Source organism: Clostridiales bacterium, assembly GCA_017569285.1.
Classification (GTDB): Bacteria; Bacillota; Clostridia; order Christensenellales; family Aristaeellaceae; genus Aristaeella.
In genome coordinates this window covers 1,940,791-1,963,558 of the sequence record CP069419.1, presented here as the reverse complement: position 1 = coordinate 1,963,558, position 22,768 = coordinate 1,940,791, and the positions used below count along the sequence as shown (strand labels likewise).

Here is a 22,768-nt window from a genome sequence, read left to right as displayed (position 1 = left end):
TGCTGAAAGATGAACAGGGAAGAGATGTACAGTACACTCTGCGGGGAACATATTATCCTGCGGAAGGCAAAGGAAACCGATTACCGGTCCATGCTGGAGAACGTATGGGGCGATGAGGCCGTTTACCGGTGGATGCTGTTCCCGCCCACCCGGACGGAAGAGGAAGCCATCGACCGGTGCCGGAGGAGCATCGCCTTCCAGAAGGAGCACTTCGCCTGGTTTGTGGCGCTGAAGGAGACCGATGAAGCCATCGGCATGTGCGCGATCGCGGAATCCGACCCGGGGCACTTTGATGAATGCGGAATCTGCATCGGCACCAGATACCACGGCTGCGGCTACGGGAAGGAAATCGTTGCGCTGCTGCTGGACCTTGCCTTCCGGAAGCTGGGGGCCGCGGACTTCCGCTACGGATACGACCCGGACAATACCCCTTCCAGACGGCTGGCCGCTTCCTTCGGGTTCCGCTTCGACAAGTCCTATCCGCTGACACGCCCCTGGGACGGCCAGGTGAAGGATATCGAGTCCTGCCTCCTGACGCGGGAAGATTATCTGGCCCGGCAGGCCGGGAATGCTTGACTTAAAGTTCACTCTAAGTCTTATAATATTCCTGTTCCCCGGATTCCGGGAAAAATAAACGACTGACAGCGGCCGGCAGACCGTACGGAGGAGATTTCAATGGAATATAAGGATATGAAATTCACAGGGGAGCGGGCGCTTTTCGGTGAACAGGACGCCGTCATCAACGGCTGTGTGTTTGAGAGCGGCGAATCGCCCTGCAAGGAATGCCAGAATATTACGGCAACCGAGAGCCTGTTCCGCTACAAGTACCCCTTCTGGTACGGAAAGAACATCAGCCTTGACCAGGTTACCTTCTTTGAAATGGCCCGCGCCGGCATCTGGTATACCGACCATATTTTCGTGAGCAACTCCATTATCGAGGGGCCGAAGAACTTCCGCCGCTGCCATGACGTAAAGCTTTCCAACGTCCTATTCTCCAACGCGCTGGAAACCCTGTGGAGCTGTACCGGGGTCACCATGGAAAACGTCAAGGCCCGCGGCCCGTATTTCGCCATGAACTGCCGGGATGTCAAAGTGGACGGCCTGGACCTGATCGGCGACTACAGCTTTGACGGCGTTGTGAATATGGAAATCTCCAACTCCCACCTGGCCAGCAAGGACGCCTTCTGGAACACGGAGAACGTCGTGGTCCGCAACTCGTTCATCACCGGCGAATACCTGGGCTGGAACGGAAAGAACCTGACCCTGGAGGACTGCACGATCGAAAGCTTGCAGGGCATGTGCTACGTGGACAACCTGGTGATGAAAAACTGCCGGCTGATCAATACCACCCTCGCCTTTGAGTATTCCGATGTGCAGGCGGATATCCGCGGCACCGTGGACAGCGTGTTCAATCCCGGAAAGGGCTGCATCAAGGCCGATAAGATCAGCCACCTGGTCATCCAGAAGGACCGGATCGATCCCTCCCTGACGAAGATCATCTGCAATGACATCGGAGAGACGCTGGACTCTCCCGACACGCTCTGGTAAAGAAGGTACTGAAAAAATGGATTACCGTTTTGATGAAGTTATCGACCGGCGCGGAACCGGTTCCCTGAAATGGGACGTTGCGGAAAATGAACTGCCCATGTGGGTGGCGGATATGGATTTCCCCACCGCACCCTGTGTCCGCCGGGCAATTGAGAATCGGGCCGCCCACGGGGTTTTCGGCTACAGCATCCTTCCGGACAAGCTGTTCGACGCCTACCGGAACTGGTGGGGAAAGCACCACGGCCTGGAAATCCGCAATGAGGAGTTGATCTTCACCACCGGGGTCATTCCCGCCCTGTCCACAGCGGTGCGGAAATTCACCACCCCCGCGGAGAAGGTCATCATCCAGACGCCGGTTTACAACACCTTCGTCAATTCCATCGTCAACAACGGATGCCGGGTGCTCGAGAATCCGCTCATCTACCGGGACAGAAAGTATGAGATGGACTTTGAGGACCTGGAAAAAAAGCTTTCCGATCCGCTGGCCACCATGATGATCCTCTGCAACCCGCAGAACCCGGCCGGAAAAATCTGGAGCCGGGAGGAGCTCGCCCAGGTCGGCGCCCTGTGCAAGAAGCACCATGTGCTGGTTTTTGCCGATGAAATTCACTGCGACCTGACTGCGCCGGGCTGTGCCTATGTGCCCTTCGCCTCGGTGGATGAAACCTGCCGCATGAACAGCATCACCGCCCTGGCCCCGACCAAGACCTTCAACATCGCGGGAATCAACACCGCCGCGGTCTTCGTTCCGGAGGAGGGCCTGCGGCAGCGGATGAACCGCGCGCTGAATACCGACGAGGTAGCCGAGCCCAACGCGTTTGCCGTGGATGCCGCGGTTGCCGCCTTCTCCGATGAGGGGTGGGAATGGCTGACTGCCCTCCGCAACTACATTGAGGAAAACAAAAACACCGTCCGCTCCTTCCTTGAAAAGGAACTGCCGGACGTTTACGCCCTTCCGCAGGACGCCACCTACCTGATGTGGCTGGATGTCAGCCGGTACACGGATGACTCCGAAGCGCTGCAACAGTTTATCCGCGAAAAAACCGGGCTGTTTGTGATGCCCGGCGCGGAATACAACGGAAACGGGAACCTTTTCCTGCGCCTGAACACCGCCTGCCCCCGCAGCATGCTGGAAGACGGGCTGAACCGCCTCAAAACCGGCCTGGACCTGTGGCGGAGCCGTACATAAATCATTCAGCAAATCCTGTTTTTTACGAATGGATCAGCACATCGCAGATCCATTCTTTCATTTCCGGCAGGGCGCCGGAAATCCGGTGTATACAATCCGGCTGGAACATGATATACTTTGGTTAAGAGGCAAAGGAGTCCGGAAAGGACTCCTTTGTTGTTTTCCGGGCAGATGCTCCAAGAAATGACCATACAGGCAACAGGAGGGATCCCCATGGCTGCCTTTGATCAGGTATATTCCGGCATTCCCGCGCTGGACAAGGCGCTGGATTTTATCCGGATGGGCGATAACGTGGTCTGGCGGGTATCGGAGCTCAGCGAGTTCCGCCGTTTCGCGGACCCGTTTGTGGAACAGGCAAAAAGGGACGGACGGAAGATCATCTACTTCCGGTTTGCCAGCCATCCCGAGCTGGTACTCGAATGTCCGGAAGTGAAACGAATCATCGTACCACTTTCCCACCGGTTCGAAACGTTTACGGTGGAAATCCACCGGCATATCGAAGCGGAAGGCCGCGATGCCTTCTATGTGTTCGACTGCCTTTCTGAGCTGCAGACTGCCTGGGCCACCGACCTGATGATGGGCAATTTCTTCCGGGTCACCTGCCCGTTCCTGTTCATTCTCGATACGGTCGCTTTCTTCCCGATCATCCGCGGAAGGCATTCGTTCAACGCGATCACCAAAATCATGAATACGACCCAGCTATTCCTGGACGTATACTCTGACCCGGACCGGGATACGGTATATATCCGGCCCCAGAAGGTCTGGAACCGCAATTCCGAAACCATGTTCCTTCCCCACCTTTACCGTCCGGCAGACGGAACCGTCCTTCCGATCCGGGACGGTGTACAGTCCAGCCGGTTCTACCAGGTGATGGACAGCTTCCAGCGAACGCTGGAAGAACAGTATGTGGATTCCTGGGACCGGTTCTTCAACCAGGCAAAGGTACTGCATGAAAACCGGATCCCCGTGGACGAGCAGTGCAGCCGGATGTGCAATATCATGATGACCCGCGACGAGCGCCTGCGGATACTCGTCAAAAAGCACTTCCGGCCCGAGGACTACTTCCGTGTCCGGGACCATATGGTCGGCACCGGAATGGTCGGCGGGAAAACCTGCGGCATGCTGCTGGCCCGGACCATCATCCGGAACCTGGCCCCGGATATCAGCAGCGTGCTGGAACCCCACGATTCCTTTTACGTTGGTTCAGACGTTTTCTACACCTATATCGTGGACAACGGTTTCTGGGACCTCCGGGTGCGGCAGCGCACGGATGAAGGATACTTCACCCTGGCATCGGAGCTGGCAGACCGCCTGAAAACCGGCGCCTTTTCCCGGGAGACGCAGGAACAGTTTATGCACATCCTGGAATATTACGGGCAGGATCCGTATATTGTCCGCTCCAGCAGCATCCTGGAGGACGGGTTCGAGAATGCCTTTGCTGGAAAATACGAATCCGTTTTCTGCGCAAACCGCGGCACACCGGAAGAACGGCTGGAGGAATTCGAAAACGCAGTCCGTACCGTCTACGCCAGCTCCGCGGGACTTTCCGCGCTGGATTACCGCAAGCGGCACGGCCTGGAACACCGGGATGAACAGATGGCCCTGCTGGTCATGCGTGTATCCGGCTCCGCCTACGGCCCCTATTATATGCCCTGCGCCGCCGGTGTCGGCTACTCCTTCAGTCCCTACAAGTTCCTGAATGATATCGATTCCTCCGCAGGCATGCTCCGCCTGGTGATGGGCCTGGGCACTTCCGCCGTGGACCGGACGGAAGGCTCCTATCCGCGGCTGGTCAGTCTCGATAAGCCGGAAGCCACCAATTTCACCACCGTGGCGGAGAAGCACCAATTCTCCCAACGCCGCGCTGAAGCAGTGGACCTGAAAGGGCGCTGCCTGAACCGGGTGCCGCTTGAGGAGCTGGAACCGTTCCTTCCGCGTTACCTGAAAAACCAGGTCCTGGAACATGACACCGAAGCGGAAGCATCCCTGCGGGAGCGGGGAATCTGGCGGGATATCAGCTTTATCTCCTGCCTCGGACTGGTCCGCAACCGGGAGATGATGGAACGCATGCAGCGCATGATGCACCTGATCCAGCAGGAATACGGCGAACCGGTGGATATTGAATTCACCATCAACGTATCGGAAGACCGGGAGTACATGATCAACCTGCTGCAGTGCCGTCCGCTGCAGGTTTTCCAGGATACCGGCGGTGTTGCGGTTCCGGAGGATGTGCCGGAAGGAGAAATCCTTCTGGAAACTCGTGGCGCATCCATGGGACTTTCCCGGAAAGTGAAACTGGACATGATCGCGTATGTCGATCCGATCCGGTATTACCATCTCCCCTATATGGAAAAAGCCGCTGTCGCGGCACTGATCGGGCAGGTCAACTGGAGATACCGGGAGCAGGGAAAACACATGCTGTTGATGGTACCCGGACGGATCGGGACCTCCTCTCCGGAACTGGGTGTTCCGACTTCCTTTGCCGATATCAGCGGCTTTGATGCCGTTTGTGAGATGGCGGAAACCCGGGCGGGCTACAATCCCGAGCTGTCCTACGGCAGTCATATTTTCCAGGACCTCGTGGAAGCCCAGATCCTGTATATGGCTGTATTCCCGGGAGACAAAACCATTCATTTCCGGCCGGAGCTGCTGACGCAGGCGCCGAATCTCATTACCGGCATTCCCGGAGGAACAGAATTGCAGGATGTGGTCCGCCTGGCCGATGTCAGCGGACGGAACTGCGAGCTGTATCATGACCTCACGCAGGAACACATCCTGCTGAAACTGTCATAAAAAGAAGCCGGTTATTCCGGCTTTCTCTTTCAGGAATTCCTTCCGCGCAGGAATCCGAACAGCGGCTTTTTCTGAACGATTTCCTCGCTGATGCCCAGGACCACATATCCCGTCGCGCTGATCGCCTGGCGGAGCTTTTCGTGGCTGAGCGGTGTTTCCGTCAGGATCTCAGTGGCCCCTTTGGCCCGGGAAGAAGTCACCTTTTTCACATAAAACGCGGAACGGACGGCATCGTTGATATGCGCCTCACACATACCGCATGTCATCCCCGATACCTGCACGGTGGTTTTGATCATGACTGTTTTCTCCTTTCACGAAACAGGAGGCGCGGGCAAAAATACCCGCGCCTCCCGCATGTTATGACGCTTTATGGCAGGTTCCGGCCATCGGGCAATGGCCGCAGCTGCCGCCGCAGGAGGATTTCCCCTGCTTTTTATCCTTGCGCAGCCGGATGATAATCCCGATTACAAGGCCCAGCAGTGCCAGGCTGATGATGATCGTTCCGGCGTTATCCGCGATTCCCTGAAGCATATCCTCACACCTTCCGGGTCAGTCTGGTCGCTTCCTGATACTTCTTAAAGAACAGCATATAGATGATTCCGCCGAGAACCGCCAGCGCCGCAATCAGGCCGGGCACGCTGACATTGCCGGTGAACAGCCCGCCGAACTGGTAGATCATCAGGCTGACCGCATAGGCGAAGATGCACTGATACGCGATGGCAAACCAGGTCCAGCCCGCGTTGTTCATCTCCCGCCGGATGGCGCCGATCGCCGCGAAGCACGGAGCGCACAGCAGGTTGAACACCAGGAAGGAGTATGCCGCGATGCCGGTAAAGGACGCCGCCAGGTTGGCATAGGCCTCGGTGCCGCCGTAGAGGATCCCCATGGTGCCGACAATGTTCTCCTTGGCAATCAGGCCTGTGATGGAAGCCACCGTGGCCTGCCAGGTGCCGAAGCCGATGGGCGCGAAGATCCAGGCAATCACACTGCCGACCCTGGCCAGGATGGACATCTCCAGTTCCTCTTCCTCCAGCATCCGGAAAGCGCCGTCCACGATGCCGAAGCGGCTCAGGAACCACACCAGGATAGTGGAGAGGAGGATGATGGTGCCGGCCTTCTTGATGAAGCTCCAGCCGCGCTCCCACATGGACCGGAGGACGTTCCCCAGCGTCGGCCAGTGGTAGGCGGGCAGCTCCATAACGAAGGGAGCGGGTTCACCGGCAAACCGGCGGGTTTTCTTGAGCATGATGCCGCTGATGACGATCGCCGCCATGCCGATGAAGTACGCGCTGGTGGATACCCAGGGGGATCCGCCGAAGATCGCCCCGGCGATCATGGCGATGAACGGTACCTTCGCCCCGCAGGGAATAAAGGTCGTCGTCATGATGGTCATGCGCCGGTCGCGCTCATTTTCAATAGTCCGGGAGGCCATGATACCGGGTACGCCGCAGCCGACGCCGATCAGCATCGGGATGAAGGACTTGCCGGAGAGGCCGAACTTGCGGAAGATCCGGTCCAGCACGAAGGCGATACGCGCCATGTAACCGCAGGCCTCCAGGAACGCCAGCAGGAAGAACAGCACCAGCATCTGGGGCACAAAGCCCAGCACCGCGCCGACGCCGGCAATGATACCGTCCAGGATCAGGCCCTTCAGCCAGGGCGCCGCGTTCGCCGCATCCAGTCCCCGTTCCACCAGGACGGGAATACCGGGCACCCAGGTACCGTAGGCTGCCGGATCCGGCGCGCCCGCTTCAGTCTTGTAGCCTTCCTCGGTGCTCAGGAACTCATCCACCGCGGCCTGCAGGTCCGCTTTTCCGGTCTCCGGGTGTTCCTCGGTTTCCAGCGTTTCCTCATCCTGCGTGATGTAGGTCACGCTCGCGTCTTCCGGAACCGCTTCCAGCAGGGCCTTCAGCGAACCTTCCGGTTCTTCCTCGTCGATTTCCACACCATACTGCTCCGCGAACGCTTCGATAATCGCGTCCGTATCGCCGTAACGTTCCGCCGCTTCCTCATATTGGGCAGTTCCGTTTCCGAAGAGGTGGAAGCCGTCGCCGAACAGGCCGTCATTCGCCCAGTCGGTCGCGGGAGCGCCCACAGCCACCATGGCAATCCAGTACACCGCGAACATCACCGCGGCGAAGATCGGCAGGCCCAGCCAGCGGTTGGTAACCACCTTGTCGATTTTGTCGGAAGCGCTCAGGCTGCCCGCGTTGTGCTTGCGGTAGCAGGATTTGATCACCTGGGCGATATACACATAGCGCTCGTTGGTAATGATGCTTTCCGCGTCATCATCCAGCTCCCTTTCGGCGGCGGCGATGTCGGACTCAATATGCTTCATCGTTTCAGGCGCGATATTCAGCTGCTCCAGCACCTTGTCATCCCGCTCAAATACCTTGATGGCGTACCACCGTTGCTGCTCATCCGGCAGGCCGTGCACGGCCGCTTCCTCAATATGGGCCAGGGCATGCTCCACAGGGCCGGAGAAGGTGTGCTGCGGCACGGTCTTTCCGCCCTGCGCCGCCTCGATTGCCGCTTCCGCCGCTTCCATGACACCGGTGCCCTTCAGGGCGGAGATCTCCACCACCTTGCAGCCCAGCTGCTTCGCCAGGTCCGCCGTGTTCAGCTTGTCCCCGTTCTTCTTGACCACGTCCATCATGTTGATGGCCACCACCACGGGAATCCCCAGTTCCACCAGCTGGGTAGTCAGGTACAGGTTCCGCTCCAGGTTCGTGCCGTCGATGATATTCAGGATCGCGTCAGGCCGTTCCCCGATCAGGTAATTCCGGGCAACAACTTCCTCCAGCGTATAAGGGGACAGGCTGTAAATGCCCGGCAGGTCCGTCACCGTGACGCCGTCATGCTTCTTCAGCTTGCCTTCTTTCTTCTCCACCGTTACGCCGGGCCAGTTGCCCACGAACTGGTTGGAGCCGGTCAGCGCGTTGAACAGGGTGGTTTTACCGCTGTTGGGGTTGCCCGCCAGGGCAATTCGGATATTCATGGTCGTTCGCTCCTTCTGTTACACATTTCTAATTAGATATACCTAACATAAACGCAAAAAAATTATTCGACCTCAATGCTCTCCGCGTCCGCTTTCCGCAGGGACAGCTCATATCCGCGCACAGTGATCTCAATCGGATCCCCCAGCGGCGCTACCTTGCGCACATAGATTTCCACGCCTTTGGTAATTCCCATGTCCATGATCCTGCGCTTCACCGCGCCTTCGCCGTGGATTTTGACTACCTTTGCCGTTCCGCCCACCGGGATTTCCCTCAGATTGTTCATTTCCTGCCGCCTCCTCAGATCATTATCTTGCGGGCCATATCATCGTTGATGGCCACACGGGCTTCCTTCACCTTCACGATCACGTTGCCGTCCAGCGCCGTAATCACCTTCACCGTACCGCCTGCCACGAAACCAAGGTTCTCCAGGTGTTTTTTCACCTCCGGGCTGCCGCCGATCCTCCGGATCACGTTCTCCTCGCCCGGTGTCGCATAGCTCAATGGCATCATCCTGTCTCCTCCCGTCCATGGGAATTGCTGCTCCCAATTAGTTAGCAATTCCTAACTCCGGTCGGTATTATAGTTAAACTTGTCTAATATGTCAATAGCTTACAAAAAGAAAAAATCCGGCAAAAGCAAAAAAATTCCTCCGGCCGAAAATACCGGAGGAATTTTGCCAATCATTGATTTACTTGATATCAATCCAGATCCCGATATCATGCATCGATGAGTCCGGGACCGATTTGTAGAAGCGCTGGGCTTCCTCGTTGGACGCCGTCAGGGCAATCATGGTATCGATTCCCCGCTCCTTCAGCTGCTTCCGCAGCTCCGCCATCAGCGCCTGGGCCACCCCGCGGTGGCGGTAATTCTTCACCACGCAGATCCAGTCCAGGTATGCCTTGGTGGAGCCATCAAACCGGCTTTTGATCATGGTGGAGTCAATCCGGCCGACCACCTTCCCATCCATATAGGCCAGCAGGGAAATGGAATCCCGGAAGGATTCGTCCCGGAAACATGCCCGGACGCTCTTCAGGTATTCCTCATTGATCTCCCAGCCCCATTCCTCCTCAATGCGGATATCGTGTTCAAAGCGGAGAACGTCATCAATCCGGTCCTCCGTATACGATTTTACAATAATCGCCATGGTTTTCCTCCAAATCTATCTCTTTTTTATTCCAGGTTCCTGAGCCCGTCATACAGGTCGTTGAAGGACTTTTTCGTCCTGCACCGTCCGTAGGAGAGCTCCCGGTCTTCCCCGAACTCCAGCAGGAAACACTTGGCCAGCTCTTCCACCGTCTGCTCCAGCGTGGTAAAAAACTGGCGATAGGCGAAATCCTGCGCCGGAGATTCCTCCGGAAAGGTACTGAGGATCATGCTTTCCGTCATCTGGTCCAGCGGATACAGCTTGATGTGCATCAGCTCGTGGATGATCACTTCCTCCATGCTGTCCTGCCTCGGGTTCCTCGCATTCAGCATCAGGATTGCTTTCCGATCCTCACAGTCAATCCTGAAATCCCCGGTTTTCGGCCAGTCGGGATCCTCCACCAGTTCCAGCTTCACATCCCACTGGGGTGTGATTCTCAGTTTCCGGCAGTATTTGTCAAATAATGCCTGGATCTGTTCCTTCTCCATTGTCTTTTCCTCCATTGTCTTCCTTTTTCTTTTTCCACTCCCGCCGGATGCCGATCTCATTGTTCTGCTGCACGCCGAGCGTCACCGCCGTATTCCCCATTTTCCGGCGGAGTGCGTCCACCGCCGCCTCCATTTTGTCCTGCCGTTCCCGGTCTTTGCTGCCGTTCCCGTTCCCGCTCCCCATCAGGTCAAACAGGTCCAGCTGCTCTGCCGCTTCACTCCCGGGTACCAGCTTGCTGACCCCAACGGTGATTGCCCGGATCGGATCGCCGATATGCCAGTGCTCCTCAATCAGCTTCATCGCCACCTCGCGGATCTCATGCTCCAGCCAGGTATAGTGATTCAGGGATACCTGCCGGGAGATGGTTACCAGCTGCGGCGTCTTGATCTGCACGGTGATCACAGACCCCTTCAGCTCCTGCCGGCGCAGGCTCATGGCAATCCGGTCCGCCTGTACCGCCACGCCGGTTTCAATCTCTTCCCGGGTTACCAGGTCACGCCGGAAGGTCATCCCGTGGGAAACGGACTTCACCTCCGGCACATCACCCCATTTGCGCACGGGTTCCGTATCCAGTCCGTTGGCAAAGATCCAGAGGGATTCGCCGCCCTTTCCCAGCATGGAAACCACATGCGCCTTCGGCTGCACTGCCAGGTCCCCGACGGTATGGATGCCCTTCTGGTTCAGCAGCTGGACGGATGCCTTCCCTGCAAACATCAGGTCGGACACCGGCAGCGGCCAGAGGATGGTTTTGTAATCCTCCCCCAGGATTACAGTGGTTGCATCTGGCTTTTTGTAATCCGATCCCATCTTCGCGAAGATCTTGTTGTTCGCTACACCGACGGAGATCGTTATTCCGATTTCCCTTTTGACCCGGGCGCGGATGGTATCCGCCAGCTCCCGGGCCGTCATCCGGTAGTACTCCAGTGTGCCGGAAAGATCCAGGTAGGATTCGTCGATGGATGCCGGCTCCACATAGTCGGTATAATCCCTGTAAACCGCGTTGACCCGGTCGGACACTTCCTTGTAGTACCAGTGCCGCGGCGGCACGAAAACGATATCCGGGCATTTCTTCCGGGCCTGCCATACGGTGTCCGTGGTCTTCACGCCGTACTTCTTGGCAATTTCGTTCTTTGCCACCACAATTCCGACGCGGTTTTCCGGATCCCCGGCCACCGCCATCGGGACATCCTTCAGCTCCGGCCGCTCCAGGCATTCGCAGGAGGCAAAGAAGTTGTTGCAGTCACAGTGAAAAATCAGCCGTTCCGGCAATCTCCCCGCCTCCTTTCCGTTCTTCTGATTATACCATGGACAAGCCCGCAATCATAGGCTTCCGCACCGTTCCGCCATGAAAAAAGCACCACCGAAGTGATGCTTCTGCTGATCCGGTTTCAGGATCAGATCCGGTAGATGTAGTTTTCCTTCCGCGGCGCCGCCGGCCGGATTTCCCCGTCGGCATAACCCAGGATGCAGTGGCCGATGCCTTCGTAATCGCCTTCGATTCCCAGGTCCTTCAGGATGGCCTTGCCTTCCTCGCTGTCAAACTCTTCCTTCGCCCGGTGAATCCAGCAGCTGGCAATTCCCAGGGAGTGGGCAGCGTTCATCAGGTTACCCATGACCAGGCTTCCGTCATACAGGTAAGTGCCCACGGCACGGTTGGCCAGCACGATGATAAGCGCCGGAGCGCCATAGAAAGGATCGTTGTTTGCACTCATCACCGCGGCATTCATCTTCGAGAGGCGGTCCCGCATGGCCTTATCGGTCACGGCAATCATGATCGGGGACTGCTTGCCCATGCCGGTCGCGGCATAGGTGCCGGCTTCCAGGATCTGGTCCATGACTTCCGCCGGAATGGGATCGGGCTTGTAGCTGCGGCAGCTGCGGCGTTCCTCAAGGGTCTTCAGGGTCTCGTTCATGATGATTCCTCCTTCATCAGGCGTTATGTCCATAAAAGAAAAGCGGCTTCACGGTTATGCTAAACCTTGAAGCCGCCTCTAAGTCAAGGGAAATTTACCGTCAGTCCGGGACATTCCTTCCGCTGTGGTCAAAACCCGCCGGTGCGTTTTCCGCCATAAACCGGATCAGCTTTGACGCGGATTCCCGCCGGAATGGATATACCCGGTCCACATACGGCCAGTAAATCAGCATGGACCAGAACACCTCGTACCCGCCGACGTCGAATTCCTCTTCCGTCGGGAAATACAGCAGGTTTCCGTTGGTATAGCCGTTCGCGTAGAAAAACTCATTCTCCAGGAGCTTTTCCGTTTCCAGCGCAAAGCCGACCATCAGCTCATACGGGGCGCCGCACAGGCAGCCGTCCCCGACCGCCAGGTACTGGACCTCCACGTCCTCCTCCTGGACATGGACCCCGGCTGCATTCAGGCGGGCGACTTTGTCCGCCCAGCCTGAATCCGTAATCCCGCACAGTGTCCGGGCCTCCCCGGCCACACGCAGCGCCTCTTCCCGGCCGGGCACATCCGATTCCAGCCGGATCCACCGGGAATACACCCGGACACCGCAGTCCTCCTGCAACCGGATTTTCCCGTACACTTCCTCCACACTGCCGGTAATCACATCCGCCATATCCTCCAGGGCAGTGTCACTCCGGATATATTGGCTGCCCGTCGTGTCCACCGGGGTCTCGTCGGAGCAGAAATACTTCGGCGCCGTATTGCCGGCCGCGCCCTGGACCACCATCACCGGGCAGCCGAATTTCTTTCCGGCCGTTTCCCGGAGACTTCCGAAATAATCCGGGGAGATCCGACAGTTGTCGCGCTTCAGCACATTCGCATGTGCCGTAACCCGCAGCACCAGCAGCTTCGGCGTCCCGTCCGCCGCGCGGCATACCTTCAGGATTCCGATCCGGTTATCCGTCGCGTCGGAAACCTTCCGGCGGTTTACCCCGATGGATGCATGCGCGTTTCCCCAACCAGCGGCAGCCGGTTCCATATTCCCTTTTGCCCGGGAAACCGCACCCTCAATCCGGCGGCAGGTTTCCTCATAGTATTCCCGTTCAAAGTCCGCTTCCGGCGCGGCATGCGTATGGGAAAAGCAGACCATCACCTTTTCCGGCGCCACATCCAGGATCCGGCACACCCGTTCCCGCAGCCCGTCGGTCAGTTCCTTCGTAAAGCCGATGCTGTCGACCGTGACCAGGCAGCACCGCTCATCCGCTTCAAATACAGCCGCCTGGGCAAGCAAAGGCTTCAGGACACCCTTTGAGCGGTTGTCCTTCCGGTGAAAACCGACCAGCTCCACCGGCCGATCCGGCGTAATATCCACCTCTGCAAATCCCAGGCGCAGCATGGTTTTCTCTCCTCAAATTCTTTACTTTACGTACAGTTCAAAATGGTTCTGTCCGTCATCGCTCAGCGCGGTTTTGCAGGTCATCCCGCCGTCCATCGCGTTGAACTTCGCGGCCATTACGGCCAGCACCATCGTCGGGAAGCCAAAGTCAATCACCGGGCTGCCTTCGCGGACGCAGAACAGGAAGTATTTCTGTTTTCCGTTCCCCAGATCCGGCAGTTCACCGATAAAGTCTGAAATGTGGTCCCATCCGCTGCGTTCGAGCACCTTTTCCGCGCCGGCGGGGATTTCCCTTTCGATTTCCTGCTTCCCGCGGGTCAGCATCAGTTCTTCCGCGTCATCCAGCTGACCCTTCTTTACCTTTTTCGCGATATCCTTCAGTCCGCTGATCGTTTTGTCGTCCGCCGTCAGGGAAACCTCATCGCCCGTTTTCCGGCACTCGAGCAGCCAGTCCGCCAGCAGCTCATGCACTTTGGCCGTGATTTCCGTTTCATCATCCTTGCCCAGTCCGAATTCTTCCCACATTGCCGGATTGTCCAGCCGTTCTCCCACATAACCGGTAATTGTGTCCACGATGTTCTGCATATTCATGGTTTCTTCGAGGTACGATCTTTGTATTTTCCGGATCTGCTCCAGCTTCTGCTCCTGCTCGGTGATCTTCTGCTCCAGCGCCTCCATCAGGAAACTGTCTTCCTTCCCGAGAAGTCCTTTGATCTCCTCGATGGAAAAATCAGCCTGCTGCAGGTTCTTGATCTTCACGAACATCATCGCCTGGTCTTCCTCATAGTACCGGTAGCCCGTCCACTGGTCCACCTTCGCAGGGGCCAGCAGGCCGATCCGGTCATAGTAACGCAGGGTCTGGGTGTTGCATCCGCAGAGCCGGGCGAATCCCTGGATTGTGATCATATCTCTTACCTCCCTGGCTGAAGGGTATCATTGCAGTTCAGTGCAAGGTCAACACCTTTTTGAAAAAAATTTTTCAGCGGAAGAAAACCTCATCCACGATCTCTTTTTTCCCCGCCGTATGCCGTGAAAACTCCCGGAAACCCAGGCCGCGCAGCAGCTTTTCGCTCGGCAGGTTTTCCGGAAAACGGCCGCAGTGGATGTACGCCGTATCCGTCATTACAAAAGCCTGGCGGATATATTCCCGCAGGGCTTCCCGCATATATCCCCGGCGCTGGTATTTCGGATATACCGCGTATGCCAGCGTTCTGCCCTTTCCCGGCAGCCGGGCGGAAATCTCTTCCGGAAGCTCCGGTGCCACGTCCAGCAGGAAGCCGGTCATCTCCCCGGTTTCCTTTTCCTCGAGCGCGCAGGCACCGGGCAAGCTGCGGAACTGCCGGAATATCCGGGGCGGAAAGCTTTCGTCCATCTCCGCCGGGAATCCGTACATCACCCGGAGATTCCGGTCGCCGATTCCCCGGATGAACGCGTCTTCATCCGCATCCGCCATCGGCCGGATCACCAGCCGGGCGGTTTCCATCATGCCCGTCATTTCAGCACCGGCTTCCAATCGTCTGCGGAATCCAGGTACAGCTCCGTATATTCCCCGTCCGCGATGATTTTCATCAGGCAGTCCATATGCCAGATCCACCGGGATTTCAGCACGTCTTCCTTTTCCATCCAGAATACGCGGCCCTCCTCCGAGGAAACCAGCTCCCCGGAGAACTCCTCCGCCCGGAACAGGAACACCACATACCGGGATCCGTCCTCGTTGATCCATTCCTTGATTCCGCACAGGCGGGGGTTCCGGATATCCAGCCCGGTTTCCTCCTTCATTTCGCGGATCACGGAATCCACCACCGGCTCATGCTCCTCCACATGGCCGCCGGGCAGGATGATCCCGCCCGCATCGCCGCCGACCTTGTCCTGCACCAGGATTTTGGTACCGTTCACGATCATGCACAGGTTGGTCAGGGTTACCCGTTCCGTCCGTTCCATCTGTTTTCTCCCCCTGCCGGTTACTTGCCTTCCTTTGTCAGGTCCACCCGGTAAATATGTGCGTCGAAATACGTCTCTTCGCCCCACTTCTTATACCGGGTTTCCTCATCCGGCATAAACCCGAGCTTCCGGGCCAGCGCGACTGAACCCGCGTTCCGGTCCGCGATCTCGCCGCTGGCGGACGTGCCGCCCTGCGCCCGGATCCACTGCAGTAGCGCGCCGATCATCTCGGTTCCCAGGTCTTCCCGCCAGTGGTCTTTGGCAATGCAGTAGCCGATATCGTAATTCCCGTTCTCCGGAAACGCACAGCAGGTGCCGACGCGCGACCCGTCCTCCCGCAGCTCTGCGATCAGGTAGTATCCGTTCGGCTCATCTTCCATTTTGTCAATCAGGGACAGATACCGCTCATCCTGGTTCTCCCTTGCGGGATCGACCATGTATTTTCCGTTTTCCCGGTCACCCCAGGTGGACAGGAGAAACTCCCTGTCCGCGTTTGTATAGGACCGGATCACCAGTCTCGGTGTCCGGATCGGTTCCAGCAGTTTCATGTTCATCCTCCATCCATTGTTTCCGGTCTGCCGGTCTTTCCGGACCTCTCCCCGTCCGTTCCGGCGCCCCTTTTCATCCGATTGTACCCAATCGGCGCCTGTTCTTCAAGGCGAATATGGAAAAATCATGCTTGTAAACGTTTACGATGTCCGATATAATACCGGTAACAGATTCCCATGAATAAAATAAGGAGGTCTTTCAGACCGATGTTTGACGCGACATTTGAATCCCTCTGGCAGCACGAGTATCCCGAATGGTTCCGCAACGCGAAATTCGGCATCTGGAGCCACTGGGGCCCGCAGAGCGTGCCGATGTGCGGCGACTGGTATGCCCGGAACATGTATGTACAGGGCTCCCCGCAGTATCTCTATCATATCCGGCATTACGGCCACCCGTCCAAATTCGGTTACAAGGACATCTGCGCCCTGTGGAAGGCGGAGAACTTTGATCCCGACCGCCTGATGGAAAAATACGTGAAGGCCGGCGCCCGGTATTTCGTATCCCAGGCGATGCACCATGACCACTTCTTCAATTATCCATCGGAACTGAACCGCATGAACAGCATGAACGTCGGCCCGCACAAGGATATCGTGGGCATGTGGAAGGCCGCCGCGCAGAAATACAACCTGCCCTTCGGTGTAACCGAGCACCTGGGCGCGTCCTTCAGCTGGTGGCGCGTCAACAAGGGCTGCGATTCCTACGGTCCGTACAAGGGCGTCCCGTATGACGGCAACGATCCGGCCTGGCGGGATTTCTACCACGACAATTATGAATATTCCGACGCCATCAACGACTGGCCCTACACCCCCTGGTATACCGCCAACGAGAAATTCCATGATTACTGGAAGCGCTGCATGTTCGAGCTGATCGACAATTACGCGCCGGACTTCCTTTACTCCGACGGTGCGCTGCCTTTCTGCGACACCTGGCTGGAAAATGAAAACTATGTGCTGGATGACCGCTACAGGGAAGGGCTGGAAGTCGTCGCCCGCCTGTACAACAAATCCGCTGAAGTGCACGGCACCAACCAGGCCGTCTATACCCAGAAGAGCCGCTTTGCCGACATCTACCGCGTCGGTGTGCTGGATATGGAGCGTGCCCTGCTGAAGGGTGCCAGCGAGTATCCATGGCAGACGGACACCTGCATCGGCGGATGGTTCTACGATGCCAAAGCGACATACAAAAAGCCCCGGGAGATCATCGACATCCTCATCGACGTCGTTTCCAAGAACGGCTGCCTGCTGCTCAACATCCTGCAGAAGCCGGACGGTTCCATCGACGATGAGGCGGAATTCATCTTGGACGAGCTGGCCAAGTGGTTCGCCGTCCATGGCGAGGCCATCTACGAAACCCGTCCCTGGAAAACCGTCAGCGAAGGCACATCCGCCCTCGAATTCAAGGATTTCCGCGAGGACGCGATCACCTGGGCTCCGTCCGACTACCGCTTCACCTGCAAAGGCAATACTGTATATGCCTTCATGATGGGCGCAAAGGCCGGCGAAAGCGCCGTGCTGCGCAGCTTCGGCGAAGGGGAGCAGGTCCGCTCCGTACGCCTGCTTGGCGTGGGCGAGGTGCCGTTCGTCCACCAGTTCGGCGTCCTCACGGTAAAGATGCCGGAGCAGCTTCCCACCGAGTATGTTCCCTGCCTGGCTGTGGAGCTCGGCTGATCCTTCATTTAACAGAAAATGCGGTCCGTGTCAGTACGGACCGCATCTTTTTATGCCGGCGGGGTTATTTCACCCGCAGTTCATATCCCCGGAGCTCCAGCTCCTTGCCAGAATCCGTGGTGACCTTTTCCGGCTCATACGGGATGATTTCATATTCATCTGCAAACTTGTCCAGCAGACGGAGACTTCCCATGTTCCGGACATCCGCTTCATAGTAGAACGCAACATTCCCGTAATGCTTCCGGGCATAGCGGAGCGCTTCACCCAGCGCCCTGTATGCGTAGCCCTTGTTCTGTTCCGGCTCCTTTACCCAGATGCCCAGTTCCGGGCAGTCACCGTCCACGCCGTGGATCTCCACGCTGCCGAGGAAACGGTCGTCCCCGGAAAAGATGGAGAACAGCAGGGTTTCCCCGCGCTCCATCTCATCCAGGAAGGACTGCAGCAGTTCCTCTGCCGCCTCCCGGCTTTCAAAGGGATCCGGCCACTGGTATTTCGTGATCTCGCGGTTGAAGCCGGTATAGTACTCATCCAGGTATTTCATGTCAAACGGTTCAATCCGGACATGCTGATCCGGCAGACTCGCCACATACTCCGCCAGGGCCAGCGCGATGCTGAAATGCCCGACGTCGTGCTGTCCGCCGTCATTGTTCTCATTCTGCCGCGCATTCCATTCCGGCGCGTCCAGCAGATCACCGCCGGTGAAGAACGCGTACAGGTCCATATTCCGGAAGTCACACATCGCCTGAACGCCGGCACTTTCCATCTCCACGGAAATGCACCCGTCCGCCTTCCGCTTTTCAAAGTTGTTCCGCGTCTCCCGGTAGAAGGAATCCGTTGTCCAGGTTTTCCCCAGCGCATACGGGATTCCGTTCGCCTTCATGCATTCCGCCACAACCGCGGCATTTTTCATGTCCACATAGTCCGCGGCCGGGGCGTAATGGTAGGAGGTTCCCTCATCCCGGTACGCGGCGGTCGGCACCATGACCTTGCCGTGCGCGATCTCCTTATTCAGGCAGCCCGCGCCGCCGAACAGAATATACCGGTCGCACTTCAGCTCGGTCATCGCATCCTCCATGAGGCCCACGGTGATCGGCGCGCCGACATACGTCCGGTAGAACGCGAAGCGCCTGCCGTTCCGCTCAATCAGGTACACCGGGGTTTTCCCGCTGGCACACCAGAGCGCGGCGATCTCCCCGGATGCGTACTTCTCCGCGACATACTTCTCGATTTCATGGGAAAAGGTAACGATGCACGCATCCACCTCAGGCGCGTTTTCCCTGCGCACCGGGTTGATGATGGCCGGCGACCGGTTGTCAAAAGAATCCGTGATCATTCCGGGTGTTCCTCCAAAGCATTGATTTTCTGTTATCCGAGTTCCTGCAGCATCTGCGCAGGATTGTCCGCCGCCTTCACCTTGCCGAAGGCTTTGATGATCTTCCCGTTTTCAATCAGGTAGGTGGTCCGCACCACGCCCATGGTCGGCTTGCCGTAGTTCATCTTCTCCTGCCAGACGTCATAGGCTTTGATCACGTCCAGTTCCGGATCGGACAGCAGGATAAACGGCAGGCTGTACTTCTCCTCAAACTTTTTATGGCTGGCCACTGTATCCTTGCTGACGCCGATGACCACCGCGCCCTTCTCCCGGAAGTGCGGGTACAGCTCCGCAAACCCGCAGGCCTGCTTTGAGCATCCGGAAGTCATGTCCTTTGAATAGAAATACAGGATCACGCGCTGTCCGCTGAAGTCCGACAGTTTCCGGGTTTCCCCGTTCTGGTCCGGCAGTGCGAAATCCGGCGCGGTTGTTCCGATATTCAGCATGTTCCTTCCTCCTTATCCGTTATCCGTTTCCGGATCCGGTTCCCAAACATACAGTCCTTCCCCGGCGGCCAGCGTCCGCACCAGGGAAAGCAGTTCCCCGTCCGGATGATACAGCGTCATGCACAGGTCATCCGGCTCGGAAAAGAACATGGAATCCCCGGTCATAATCATCACCGGTTCCCGACGCATCGCTTCAGCCAGCTCTTCCGGCGGCGGATTCACGGTTTTCCATTCATCTGCCGATATGTCCCGGTAGCAGTTCAGCTTCAGGATGAGGTCAATATGCTTCTGTTTGACGGCGGAAAGCTGCGGCTCCCGCAGCAGGTATCCTTCCACCGCGAAATACTGCCCGGGGCTCCCGGCCGGCACCCGCCGCGGCAGGATATCCACGAGCACATACTTTTCCTCCAGCAGTTCCTCCACGGTTCTCTTCATCTGTCTCCTCCGTTTCAGCCTTCCCCGCCGGCAAAAACGCAACCGCCCCGGGCCGGGCCCTGCGCGCCGGACATATACCGGGCGCGGAATTCCGCGTTGATCTCCCGGAGCTCCCGTTTCCCGTCGATATAATCCTGGTACATTTCAATGATTCCCGGGCTGCAGCCGTCACAGAGGCCGTCGGTATTCCCGATGGATTCCGCAACAATCTGCTCCCGCTCTTCTCGGGTAGTATCGGCAATCCGGATGCTGTTCATTCCTGTTTTCCTCCATGCCGCATCAGGCATCCAGCCCGTGCTTCCGGCCCAGGTATTCCACCGCGCGTGCCAGCACTTCCTTATCCGTATCATAGGTCATGGCCCGGATTGCTTCATCCGCCGGCAGCCATTCCAGCCCGGAAACTTCACATTCCTGGTTCTTCATTTCCCGGGAAACCGCCTCCGCCGCAAAAAAGACCACCTGCTTCATGATTCCTGCCGCGGGGGAATAGGAAACCTCCTGCCGGAAGGCGGTATCCATCCGGACGTCAAGATTGGTTTCCTCCTTAATCTCCCGCCGGGCGGTTTCCTCTTCCGTCTCGTTTCCTTCCACATGCCCCTTGGGAATGGAGATGTGCCCCAGCCGCATATGCTCCGCAAGGAACAGCAGCCGGCCGTCCTCGATGGTATAAACAACTGCGCCGCAGGATTTTTCGTGTTTCATCTTTACCCCTCCCTGTCCGGGAACCGCAATATCCTGCATATAGAATTCATGTTCCGGTCCTTTTTTTCCTGCCGGCATCCGGGAGGGATCCGCCGTGGACAACAAAAGCCCGGTCCGGATTCACCGGACCGGGCTTCATGGCTTGTCGTATCAGAAAAACGGCCAGCCGCTCAGCAGGAAGCCGGGAATCACCACAATGAGGAAGAACGCCCAGCTGATCAGGGTAAACACCTTGATGAACTTTCCGCCCTTGCCCGGATAGGAACGCACATAAATCCGGTAGTTGATCACCGAAGCCAGCGACCCGATCAGGGAACACAGGCCAGCGGTATCCGCGCCGTAGATCAGCCCGGCGAAGTTCTCTGTGAACGGATACAGCACAATGGTTGCCGGGACATTGGAAATCAGCTGGCTCAGGCCGATGGCCCACCAGTATTCATTGCCCGCCACCGCCTTTGTCAGCACGCCGGAGATGCCCGGGTGCGCCGCGATGGAGGAAGAAAAAACAAAGAAGCACAGGAACGTGATAATCAGCACATAGTCCACCTGCAGGAGCAGCTTCCGGTCCACCAGCAGGATGGCACCGATGACCACCGCCACCGCCCAGGGCCACAGGGTGGTGCGCGTGACGATCACCGCGATGATCAGCGCGAAAAGAACCAGGTACACAATCCGCCGGGTCTTTCCCTCCGGCGTCCACGGCTTGTCCACCGTGCCGGCATCAATCGCCTCGCGCGGATCCTTCCGGTACAGGAAGAAGATAAAGCCGATCAGCAGCGCGGCGGACATCACGCACAGCGGCAGCATGTGCAGCATGAAATGCCAGGCCGAAACACTGGCCTGCCCGTACAGGAACAGGTTCTGCGGGCTGCCGAAGGGCATCAGCAGGGAACCGCGGATCGCCGCGATATTCTGAAACGTCAGCACGGGAAGAATGTATTTTTCTTTCCCGGCCGCCCCGAACAGCAGGATTGTCAGCGGCACGAAGATAATCAGCGAGACGTCGTTGGTCACGAACATGGACGTGAAGAAAACGCCGAAGACCAGGAACAGCGTCAGCGTGGTCATCCGCTTCATCCGGGCCGCCAGGCGGATCAGCGGGCGGAAAATATTCTCCTTCTTGAAGCCCTCCAGCACGCACAGCATCATCAGCAGGGTGCCCAGCGTCCGCCAGTCGATATCCCGGAGCAGCCGTTCCGACGGCGGTGTGATGATCAAAGCCACTACTGCCGCCAGCAGCGACAGCGTCAGCATCATTTCCTTTCTGAAATAACCGAATACCTTCTTCATCTCTGCGCTTCCTTTTCCGGGTCTGCCTTCCGATCAGGCACGGTTCATGTCATGAACCGGAAGAGAATATATCACGTACCGGACTTTCTGAACAGTCTTTTTGGGGAAATACCGGCCGAAAAATTTTACCGCTTGACTTAATGTACACTTTGTTGTCTAATATATCTATCATCAAAGATATCTGCTGCATACCTGACTGTATCGGTTCCGGCGCAATCCAGTATCCCGGTCCGGCAGTCTGTTGTGCATCCCCGTGAAAGGAGGGCCCGAATGAGGTATACCTGTTCCATCTGCGGCTATGTATATGATGAGGAGAAAGAAAAAATCCCCTGGGCTGAACTGCCGGCGGACTGGAAATGCCCGCTGTGCGGTGCGTCCAAATCCGATTTCGTTCCGGAAGGCCCGGCTGTCCCGGCAGCCGAAGCCGTCCCGGTCCCGACCGGAGAAAGCGATATGCGGGAGCTGACCGCCATCGAGGTCAGCGTCCTGTGCTCCAACCTGGCCAAGGGCTGTGAAAAGCAGTACCTGCCGGAATCCGCAGCCGCCTTCAGCCGCCTGGCGGAGTGGTTCGGTTCCCGGAGCAGCGCCGTGGACGCGTCCTTTGACCGGCTGCTGGGTAAAATCAACGCGGACCTGGAAACCGGCTTCCCGGCAGTGAACGCCGCTGCCCGGCAGTATGGCGACCGGGGCGCACAGCGGAGCCTGGTCTGGAGCGAGAAGGTGTCCCGGATCCTCCGCTCCCTGCTGGCCCGGTATGCGCAGGAGGGAGACACGATGCTGCAAAACTCCCATGTATACGTCTGCACAATCTGCGGTTTTGTCTACATCGGCGATGAACTGCCCGAGGTCTGCCCGGTATGCAAGGTGCCGAACCGCAAATTCGAAGAGATAGGAGGGTAAA

General features: G+C 57.7%; 26 protein-coding genes. 6 read left to right on the top strand and 20 right to left on the bottom strand.

What is annotated here, in order from left to right; translation table 11 throughout:
• Positions 1 to 9 precede the first annotated feature (9 nt).
• The 4 genes from JNO48_08460 (at position 10) to JNO48_08445 (ending at position 5,530) form a co-directional block, all read left to right on the top strand.
• A complete protein-coding gene (locus JNO48_08460) occupies positions 10 to 576 on the top strand; it encodes a GNAT family N-acetyltransferase (GenBank protein QTE67242.1) in 567 nt (188 codons plus the stop codon).
• A gap of 99 nt (positions 577 to 675) precedes the next feature.
• On the top strand, positions 676 to 1,548 hold the full coding sequence (locus JNO48_08455; protein QTE67241.1) for a DUF3737 family protein: 873 nt from the start codon (positions 676 to 678) through the stop codon (positions 1,546 to 1,548).
• A gap of 16 nt (positions 1,549 to 1,564) precedes the next feature.
• The gene (locus tag JNO48_08450; GenBank protein QTE67240.1) at positions 1,565 to 2,737 is read left to right on the top strand and encodes a pyridoxal phosphate-dependent aminotransferase; all 1,173 of its coding nucleotides are present in this window, start codon (positions 1,565 to 1,567) and stop codon (positions 2,735 to 2,737) included.
• Positions 2,738 to 2,950: 213 nt separating this feature from the next.
• Positions 2,951 to 5,530, top strand: a complete 2,580-nt coding sequence (locus tag JNO48_08445) for a phosphoenolpyruvate synthase (protein ID QTE67239.1) — start codon at positions 2,951 to 2,953, stop codon at positions 5,528 to 5,530.
• Between the two features lie 29 nt (positions 5,531 to 5,559).
• On the opposite strand, the gene JNO48_08440 is transcribed toward JNO48_08445, so the two are convergent.
• From JNO48_08440 to JNO48_08375, 14 genes are all read right to left on the bottom strand, one after another.
• Positions 5,560 to 5,826, bottom strand: coding sequence for a cation transporter (locus tag JNO48_08440; protein QTE67238.1), 267 nt, complete (start codon positions 5,824 to 5,826; stop codon positions 5,560 to 5,562).
• A 61-nt stretch (positions 5,827 to 5,887) separates the two neighbouring features.
• Positions 5,888 to 6,061, bottom strand: coding sequence for a FeoB-associated Cys-rich membrane protein (locus JNO48_08435; GenBank protein QTE67237.1), 174 nt, complete (start codon positions 6,059 to 6,061; stop codon positions 5,888 to 5,890).
• A gap of 4 nt (positions 6,062 to 6,065) precedes the next feature.
• Positions 6,066 to 8,528 (bottom strand): ferrous iron transporter B, encoded by a 2,463-nt coding sequence (locus tag JNO48_08430; protein QTE67236.1) that lies wholly within the window; start codon positions 8,526 to 8,528, stop codon positions 6,066 to 6,068.
• A 62-nt stretch (positions 8,529 to 8,590) separates the two neighbouring features.
• A complete protein-coding gene (locus JNO48_08425; GenBank protein ID QTE67235.1) occupies positions 8,591 to 8,812 on the bottom strand; it encodes a ferrous iron transport protein A in 222 nt (73 codons plus the stop codon).
• A gap of 14 nt (positions 8,813 to 8,826) precedes the next feature.
• Positions 8,827 to 9,039 carry a ferrous iron transport protein A gene (locus tag JNO48_08420; protein QTE67234.1) on the bottom strand — a complete coding sequence of 71 codons (213 nt, stop codon included), beginning with the start codon at positions 9,037 to 9,039 and terminating at the stop codon, positions 8,827 to 8,829.
• A gap of 178 nt (positions 9,040 to 9,217) precedes the next feature.
• Entirely contained in the window at positions 9,218 to 9,673 is a 456-nt protein-coding gene (locus JNO48_08415; GenBank protein QTE67233.1) for a GNAT family N-acetyltransferase, read from the bottom strand.
• 26 nt (positions 9,674 to 9,699) lie between these two features.
• A complete protein-coding gene (locus JNO48_08410; protein QTE67232.1) occupies positions 9,700 to 10,161 on the bottom strand; it encodes a hypothetical protein in 462 nt (153 codons plus the stop codon).
• Positions 10,130 to 11,431 carry a DNA polymerase IV gene (gene dinB, locus JNO48_08405; GenBank protein ID QTE67231.1) on the bottom strand — a complete coding sequence of 434 codons (1,302 nt, stop codon included), beginning with the start codon at positions 11,429 to 11,431 and terminating at the stop codon, positions 10,130 to 10,132. Before dinB ends, JNO48_08410 begins: the two co-directional genes overlap by 32 nt.
• Positions 11,432 to 11,556: 125 nt before the next feature.
• Complete coding sequence (locus JNO48_08400) at positions 11,557 to 12,075, bottom strand: nitroreductase (protein QTE67230.1); 519 nt, start codon at positions 12,073 to 12,075, stop codon at positions 11,557 to 11,559.
• Positions 12,076 to 12,175: 100 nt separating this feature from the next.
• Entirely contained in the window at positions 12,176 to 13,465 is a 1,290-nt protein-coding gene (locus JNO48_08395) for an alkaline ceramidase (GenBank protein ID QTE67229.1), read from the bottom strand.
• A 21-nt stretch (positions 13,466 to 13,486) separates the two neighbouring features.
• A complete protein-coding gene (locus JNO48_08390; GenBank protein QTE67228.1) occupies positions 13,487 to 14,371 on the bottom strand; it encodes a MerR family transcriptional regulator in 885 nt (294 codons plus the stop codon).
• Positions 14,372 to 14,444: 73 nt separating this feature from the next.
• Entirely contained in the window at positions 14,445 to 14,960 is a 516-nt protein-coding gene (locus tag JNO48_08385) for a GNAT family N-acetyltransferase (protein QTE67227.1), read from the bottom strand.
• Positions 14,957 to 15,406: an 8-oxo-dGTP diphosphatase gene (locus JNO48_08380; protein QTE67226.1), complete on the bottom strand. Its 450-nt coding sequence runs from the start codon at positions 15,404 to 15,406 to the stop codon at positions 14,957 to 14,959. Before JNO48_08380 ends, JNO48_08385 begins: the two co-directional genes overlap by 4 nt.
• 20 nt (positions 15,407 to 15,426) lie before the next feature.
• Positions 15,427 to 15,954 (bottom strand): GNAT family N-acetyltransferase, encoded by a 528-nt coding sequence (locus JNO48_08375; protein ID QTE67225.1) that lies wholly within the window; start codon positions 15,952 to 15,954, stop codon positions 15,427 to 15,429.
• Positions 15,955 to 16,161: 207 nt separating this feature from the next.
• On the opposite strand from JNO48_08375, the gene JNO48_08370 reads away from it, so the two are divergent.
• Positions 16,162 to 17,622: an alpha-L-fucosidase gene (locus tag JNO48_08370; protein ID QTE67224.1), complete on the top strand. Its 1,461-nt coding sequence runs from the start codon at positions 16,162 to 16,164 to the stop codon at positions 17,620 to 17,622.
• A gap of 64 nt (positions 17,623 to 17,686) precedes the next feature.
• Here the strand turns inward: JNO48_08370 and JNO48_08365 are convergent, their stop codons facing one another.
• From JNO48_08365 to JNO48_08340, 6 genes are all read right to left on the bottom strand, one after another.
• A complete protein-coding gene (locus tag JNO48_08365) occupies positions 17,687 to 18,955 on the bottom strand; it encodes a GNAT family N-acetyltransferase (GenBank protein ID QTE67223.1) in 1,269 nt (422 codons plus the stop codon).
• A gap of 32 nt (positions 18,956 to 18,987) precedes the next feature.
• Complete coding sequence (locus JNO48_08360) at positions 18,988 to 19,440, bottom strand: peroxiredoxin (GenBank protein QTE67222.1); 453 nt, start codon at positions 19,438 to 19,440, stop codon at positions 18,988 to 18,990.
• Positions 19,441 to 19,452: 12 nt separating this feature from the next.
• A complete protein-coding gene (locus JNO48_08355; GenBank protein ID QTE67221.1) occupies positions 19,453 to 19,875 on the bottom strand; it encodes a hypothetical protein in 423 nt (140 codons plus the stop codon).
• A gap of 14 nt (positions 19,876 to 19,889) precedes the next feature.
• Positions 19,890 to 20,132 (bottom strand): purine biosynthesis protein PurH, encoded by a 243-nt coding sequence (locus JNO48_08350; GenBank protein QTE67220.1) that lies wholly within the window; start codon positions 20,130 to 20,132, stop codon positions 19,890 to 19,892.
• Between the two features lie 22 nt (positions 20,133 to 20,154).
• Positions 20,155 to 20,577, bottom strand: a complete 423-nt coding sequence (locus JNO48_08345; protein ID QTE67219.1) for an NUDIX domain-containing protein — start codon at positions 20,575 to 20,577, stop codon at positions 20,155 to 20,157.
• Between the two features lie 150 nt (positions 20,578 to 20,727).
• Positions 20,728 to 21,867, bottom strand: a complete 1,140-nt coding sequence (locus JNO48_08340) for a hypothetical protein (GenBank protein QTE67218.1) — start codon at positions 21,865 to 21,867, stop codon at positions 20,728 to 20,730.
• A 270-nt stretch (positions 21,868 to 22,137) separates the two neighbouring features.
• Between JNO48_08340 and JNO48_08335 the strand changes: the two genes are divergently transcribed.
• Entirely contained in the window at positions 22,138 to 22,767 is a 630-nt protein-coding gene (locus tag JNO48_08335) for a rubredoxin (protein ID QTE67217.1), read from the top strand.
• Position 22,768 lies beyond the last annotated feature (1 nt).

Excerpts from the sequence above, each read along its gene's own strand:
- JNO48_08460 (QTE67242.1), top strand. The coding sequence starts at position 10 with ATGAACAGGGAAGAGATGTACAGTACACTCTGCGGGGAACATATTATC.
- JNO48_08455 (QTE67241.1), top strand. The coding sequence starts at position 676 with ATGGAATATAAGGATATGAAATTCACAGGGGAGCGGGCGCTTTTCGGT.
- JNO48_08450 (QTE67240.1), top strand. The coding sequence starts at position 1,565 with ATGGATTACCGTTTTGATGAAGTTATCGACCGGCGCGGAACCGGTTCC.
- JNO48_08445 (QTE67239.1), top strand. The coding sequence starts at position 2,951 with ATGGCTGCCTTTGATCAGGTATATTCCGGCATTCCCGCGCTGGACAAG.
- JNO48_08440 (QTE67238.1), bottom strand. The coding sequence starts at position 5,826 with ATGATCAAAACCACCGTGCAGGTATCGGGGATGACATGCGGTATGTGT.
- JNO48_08435 (QTE67237.1), bottom strand. The coding sequence starts at position 6,061 with ATGCTTCAGGGAATCGCGGATAACGCCGGAACGATCATCATCAGCCTG.
- JNO48_08430 (QTE67236.1), bottom strand. The coding sequence starts at position 8,528 with ATGAATATCCGAATTGCCCTGGCGGGCAACCCCAACAGCGGTAAAACC.
- JNO48_08425 (QTE67235.1), bottom strand. The coding sequence starts at position 8,812 with ATGAACAATCTGAGGGAAATCCCGGTGGGCGGAACGGCAAAGGTAGTC.
- JNO48_08420 (QTE67234.1), bottom strand. The coding sequence starts at position 9,039 with ATGATGCCATTGAGCTATGCGACACCGGGCGAGGAGAACGTGATCCGG.
- JNO48_08415 (QTE67233.1), bottom strand. The coding sequence starts at position 9,673 with ATGGCGATTATTGTAAAATCGTATACGGAGGACCGGATTGATGACGTT.
- JNO48_08410 (QTE67232.1), bottom strand. The coding sequence starts at position 10,161 with ATGGAGAAGGAACAGATCCAGGCATTATTTGACAAATACTGCCGGAAA.
- JNO48_08400 (QTE67230.1), bottom strand. The coding sequence starts at position 12,075 with ATGAACGAGACCCTGAAGACCCTTGAGGAACGCCGCAGCTGCCGCAGC.
- JNO48_08395 (QTE67229.1), bottom strand. The coding sequence starts at position 13,465 with ATGCTGCGCCTGGGATTTGCAGAGGTGGATATTACGCCGGATCGGCCG.
- JNO48_08390 (QTE67228.1), bottom strand. The coding sequence starts at position 14,371 with ATGATCACAATCCAGGGATTCGCCCGGCTCTGCGGATGCAACACCCAG.
- JNO48_08385 (QTE67227.1), bottom strand. The coding sequence starts at position 14,960 with ATGACGGGCATGATGGAAACCGCCCGGCTGGTGATCCGGCCGATGGCG.
- JNO48_08380 (QTE67226.1), bottom strand. The coding sequence starts at position 15,406 with ATGGAACGGACGGAACGGGTAACCCTGACCAACCTGTGCATGATCGTG.
- JNO48_08375 (QTE67225.1), bottom strand. The coding sequence starts at position 15,954 with ATGAAACTGCTGGAACCGATCCGGACACCGAGACTGGTGATCCGGTCC.
- JNO48_08370 (QTE67224.1), top strand. The coding sequence starts at position 16,162 with ATGTTTGACGCGACATTTGAATCCCTCTGGCAGCACGAGTATCCCGAA.
- JNO48_08365 (QTE67223.1), bottom strand. The coding sequence starts at position 18,955 with ATGATCACGGATTCTTTTGACAACCGGTCGCCGGCCATCATCAACCCG.
- JNO48_08360 (QTE67222.1), bottom strand. The coding sequence starts at position 19,440 with ATGCTGAATATCGGAACAACCGCGCCGGATTTCGCACTGCCGGACCAG.
- JNO48_08355 (QTE67221.1), bottom strand. The coding sequence starts at position 19,875 with ATGAAGAGAACCGTGGAGGAACTGCTGGAGGAAAAGTATGTGCTCGTG.
- JNO48_08350 (QTE67220.1), bottom strand. The coding sequence starts at position 20,132 with ATGAACAGCATCCGGATTGCCGATACTACCCGAGAAGAGCGGGAGCAG.
- JNO48_08345 (QTE67219.1), bottom strand. The coding sequence starts at position 20,577 with ATGAAACACGAAAAATCCTGCGGCGCAGTTGTTTATACCATCGAGGAC.
- JNO48_08340 (QTE67218.1), bottom strand. The coding sequence starts at position 21,867 with ATGAAGAAGGTATTCGGTTATTTCAGAAAGGAAATGATGCTGACGCTG.
- JNO48_08335 (QTE67217.1), top strand. The coding sequence starts at position 22,138 with ATGAGGTATACCTGTTCCATCTGCGGCTATGTATATGATGAGGAGAAA.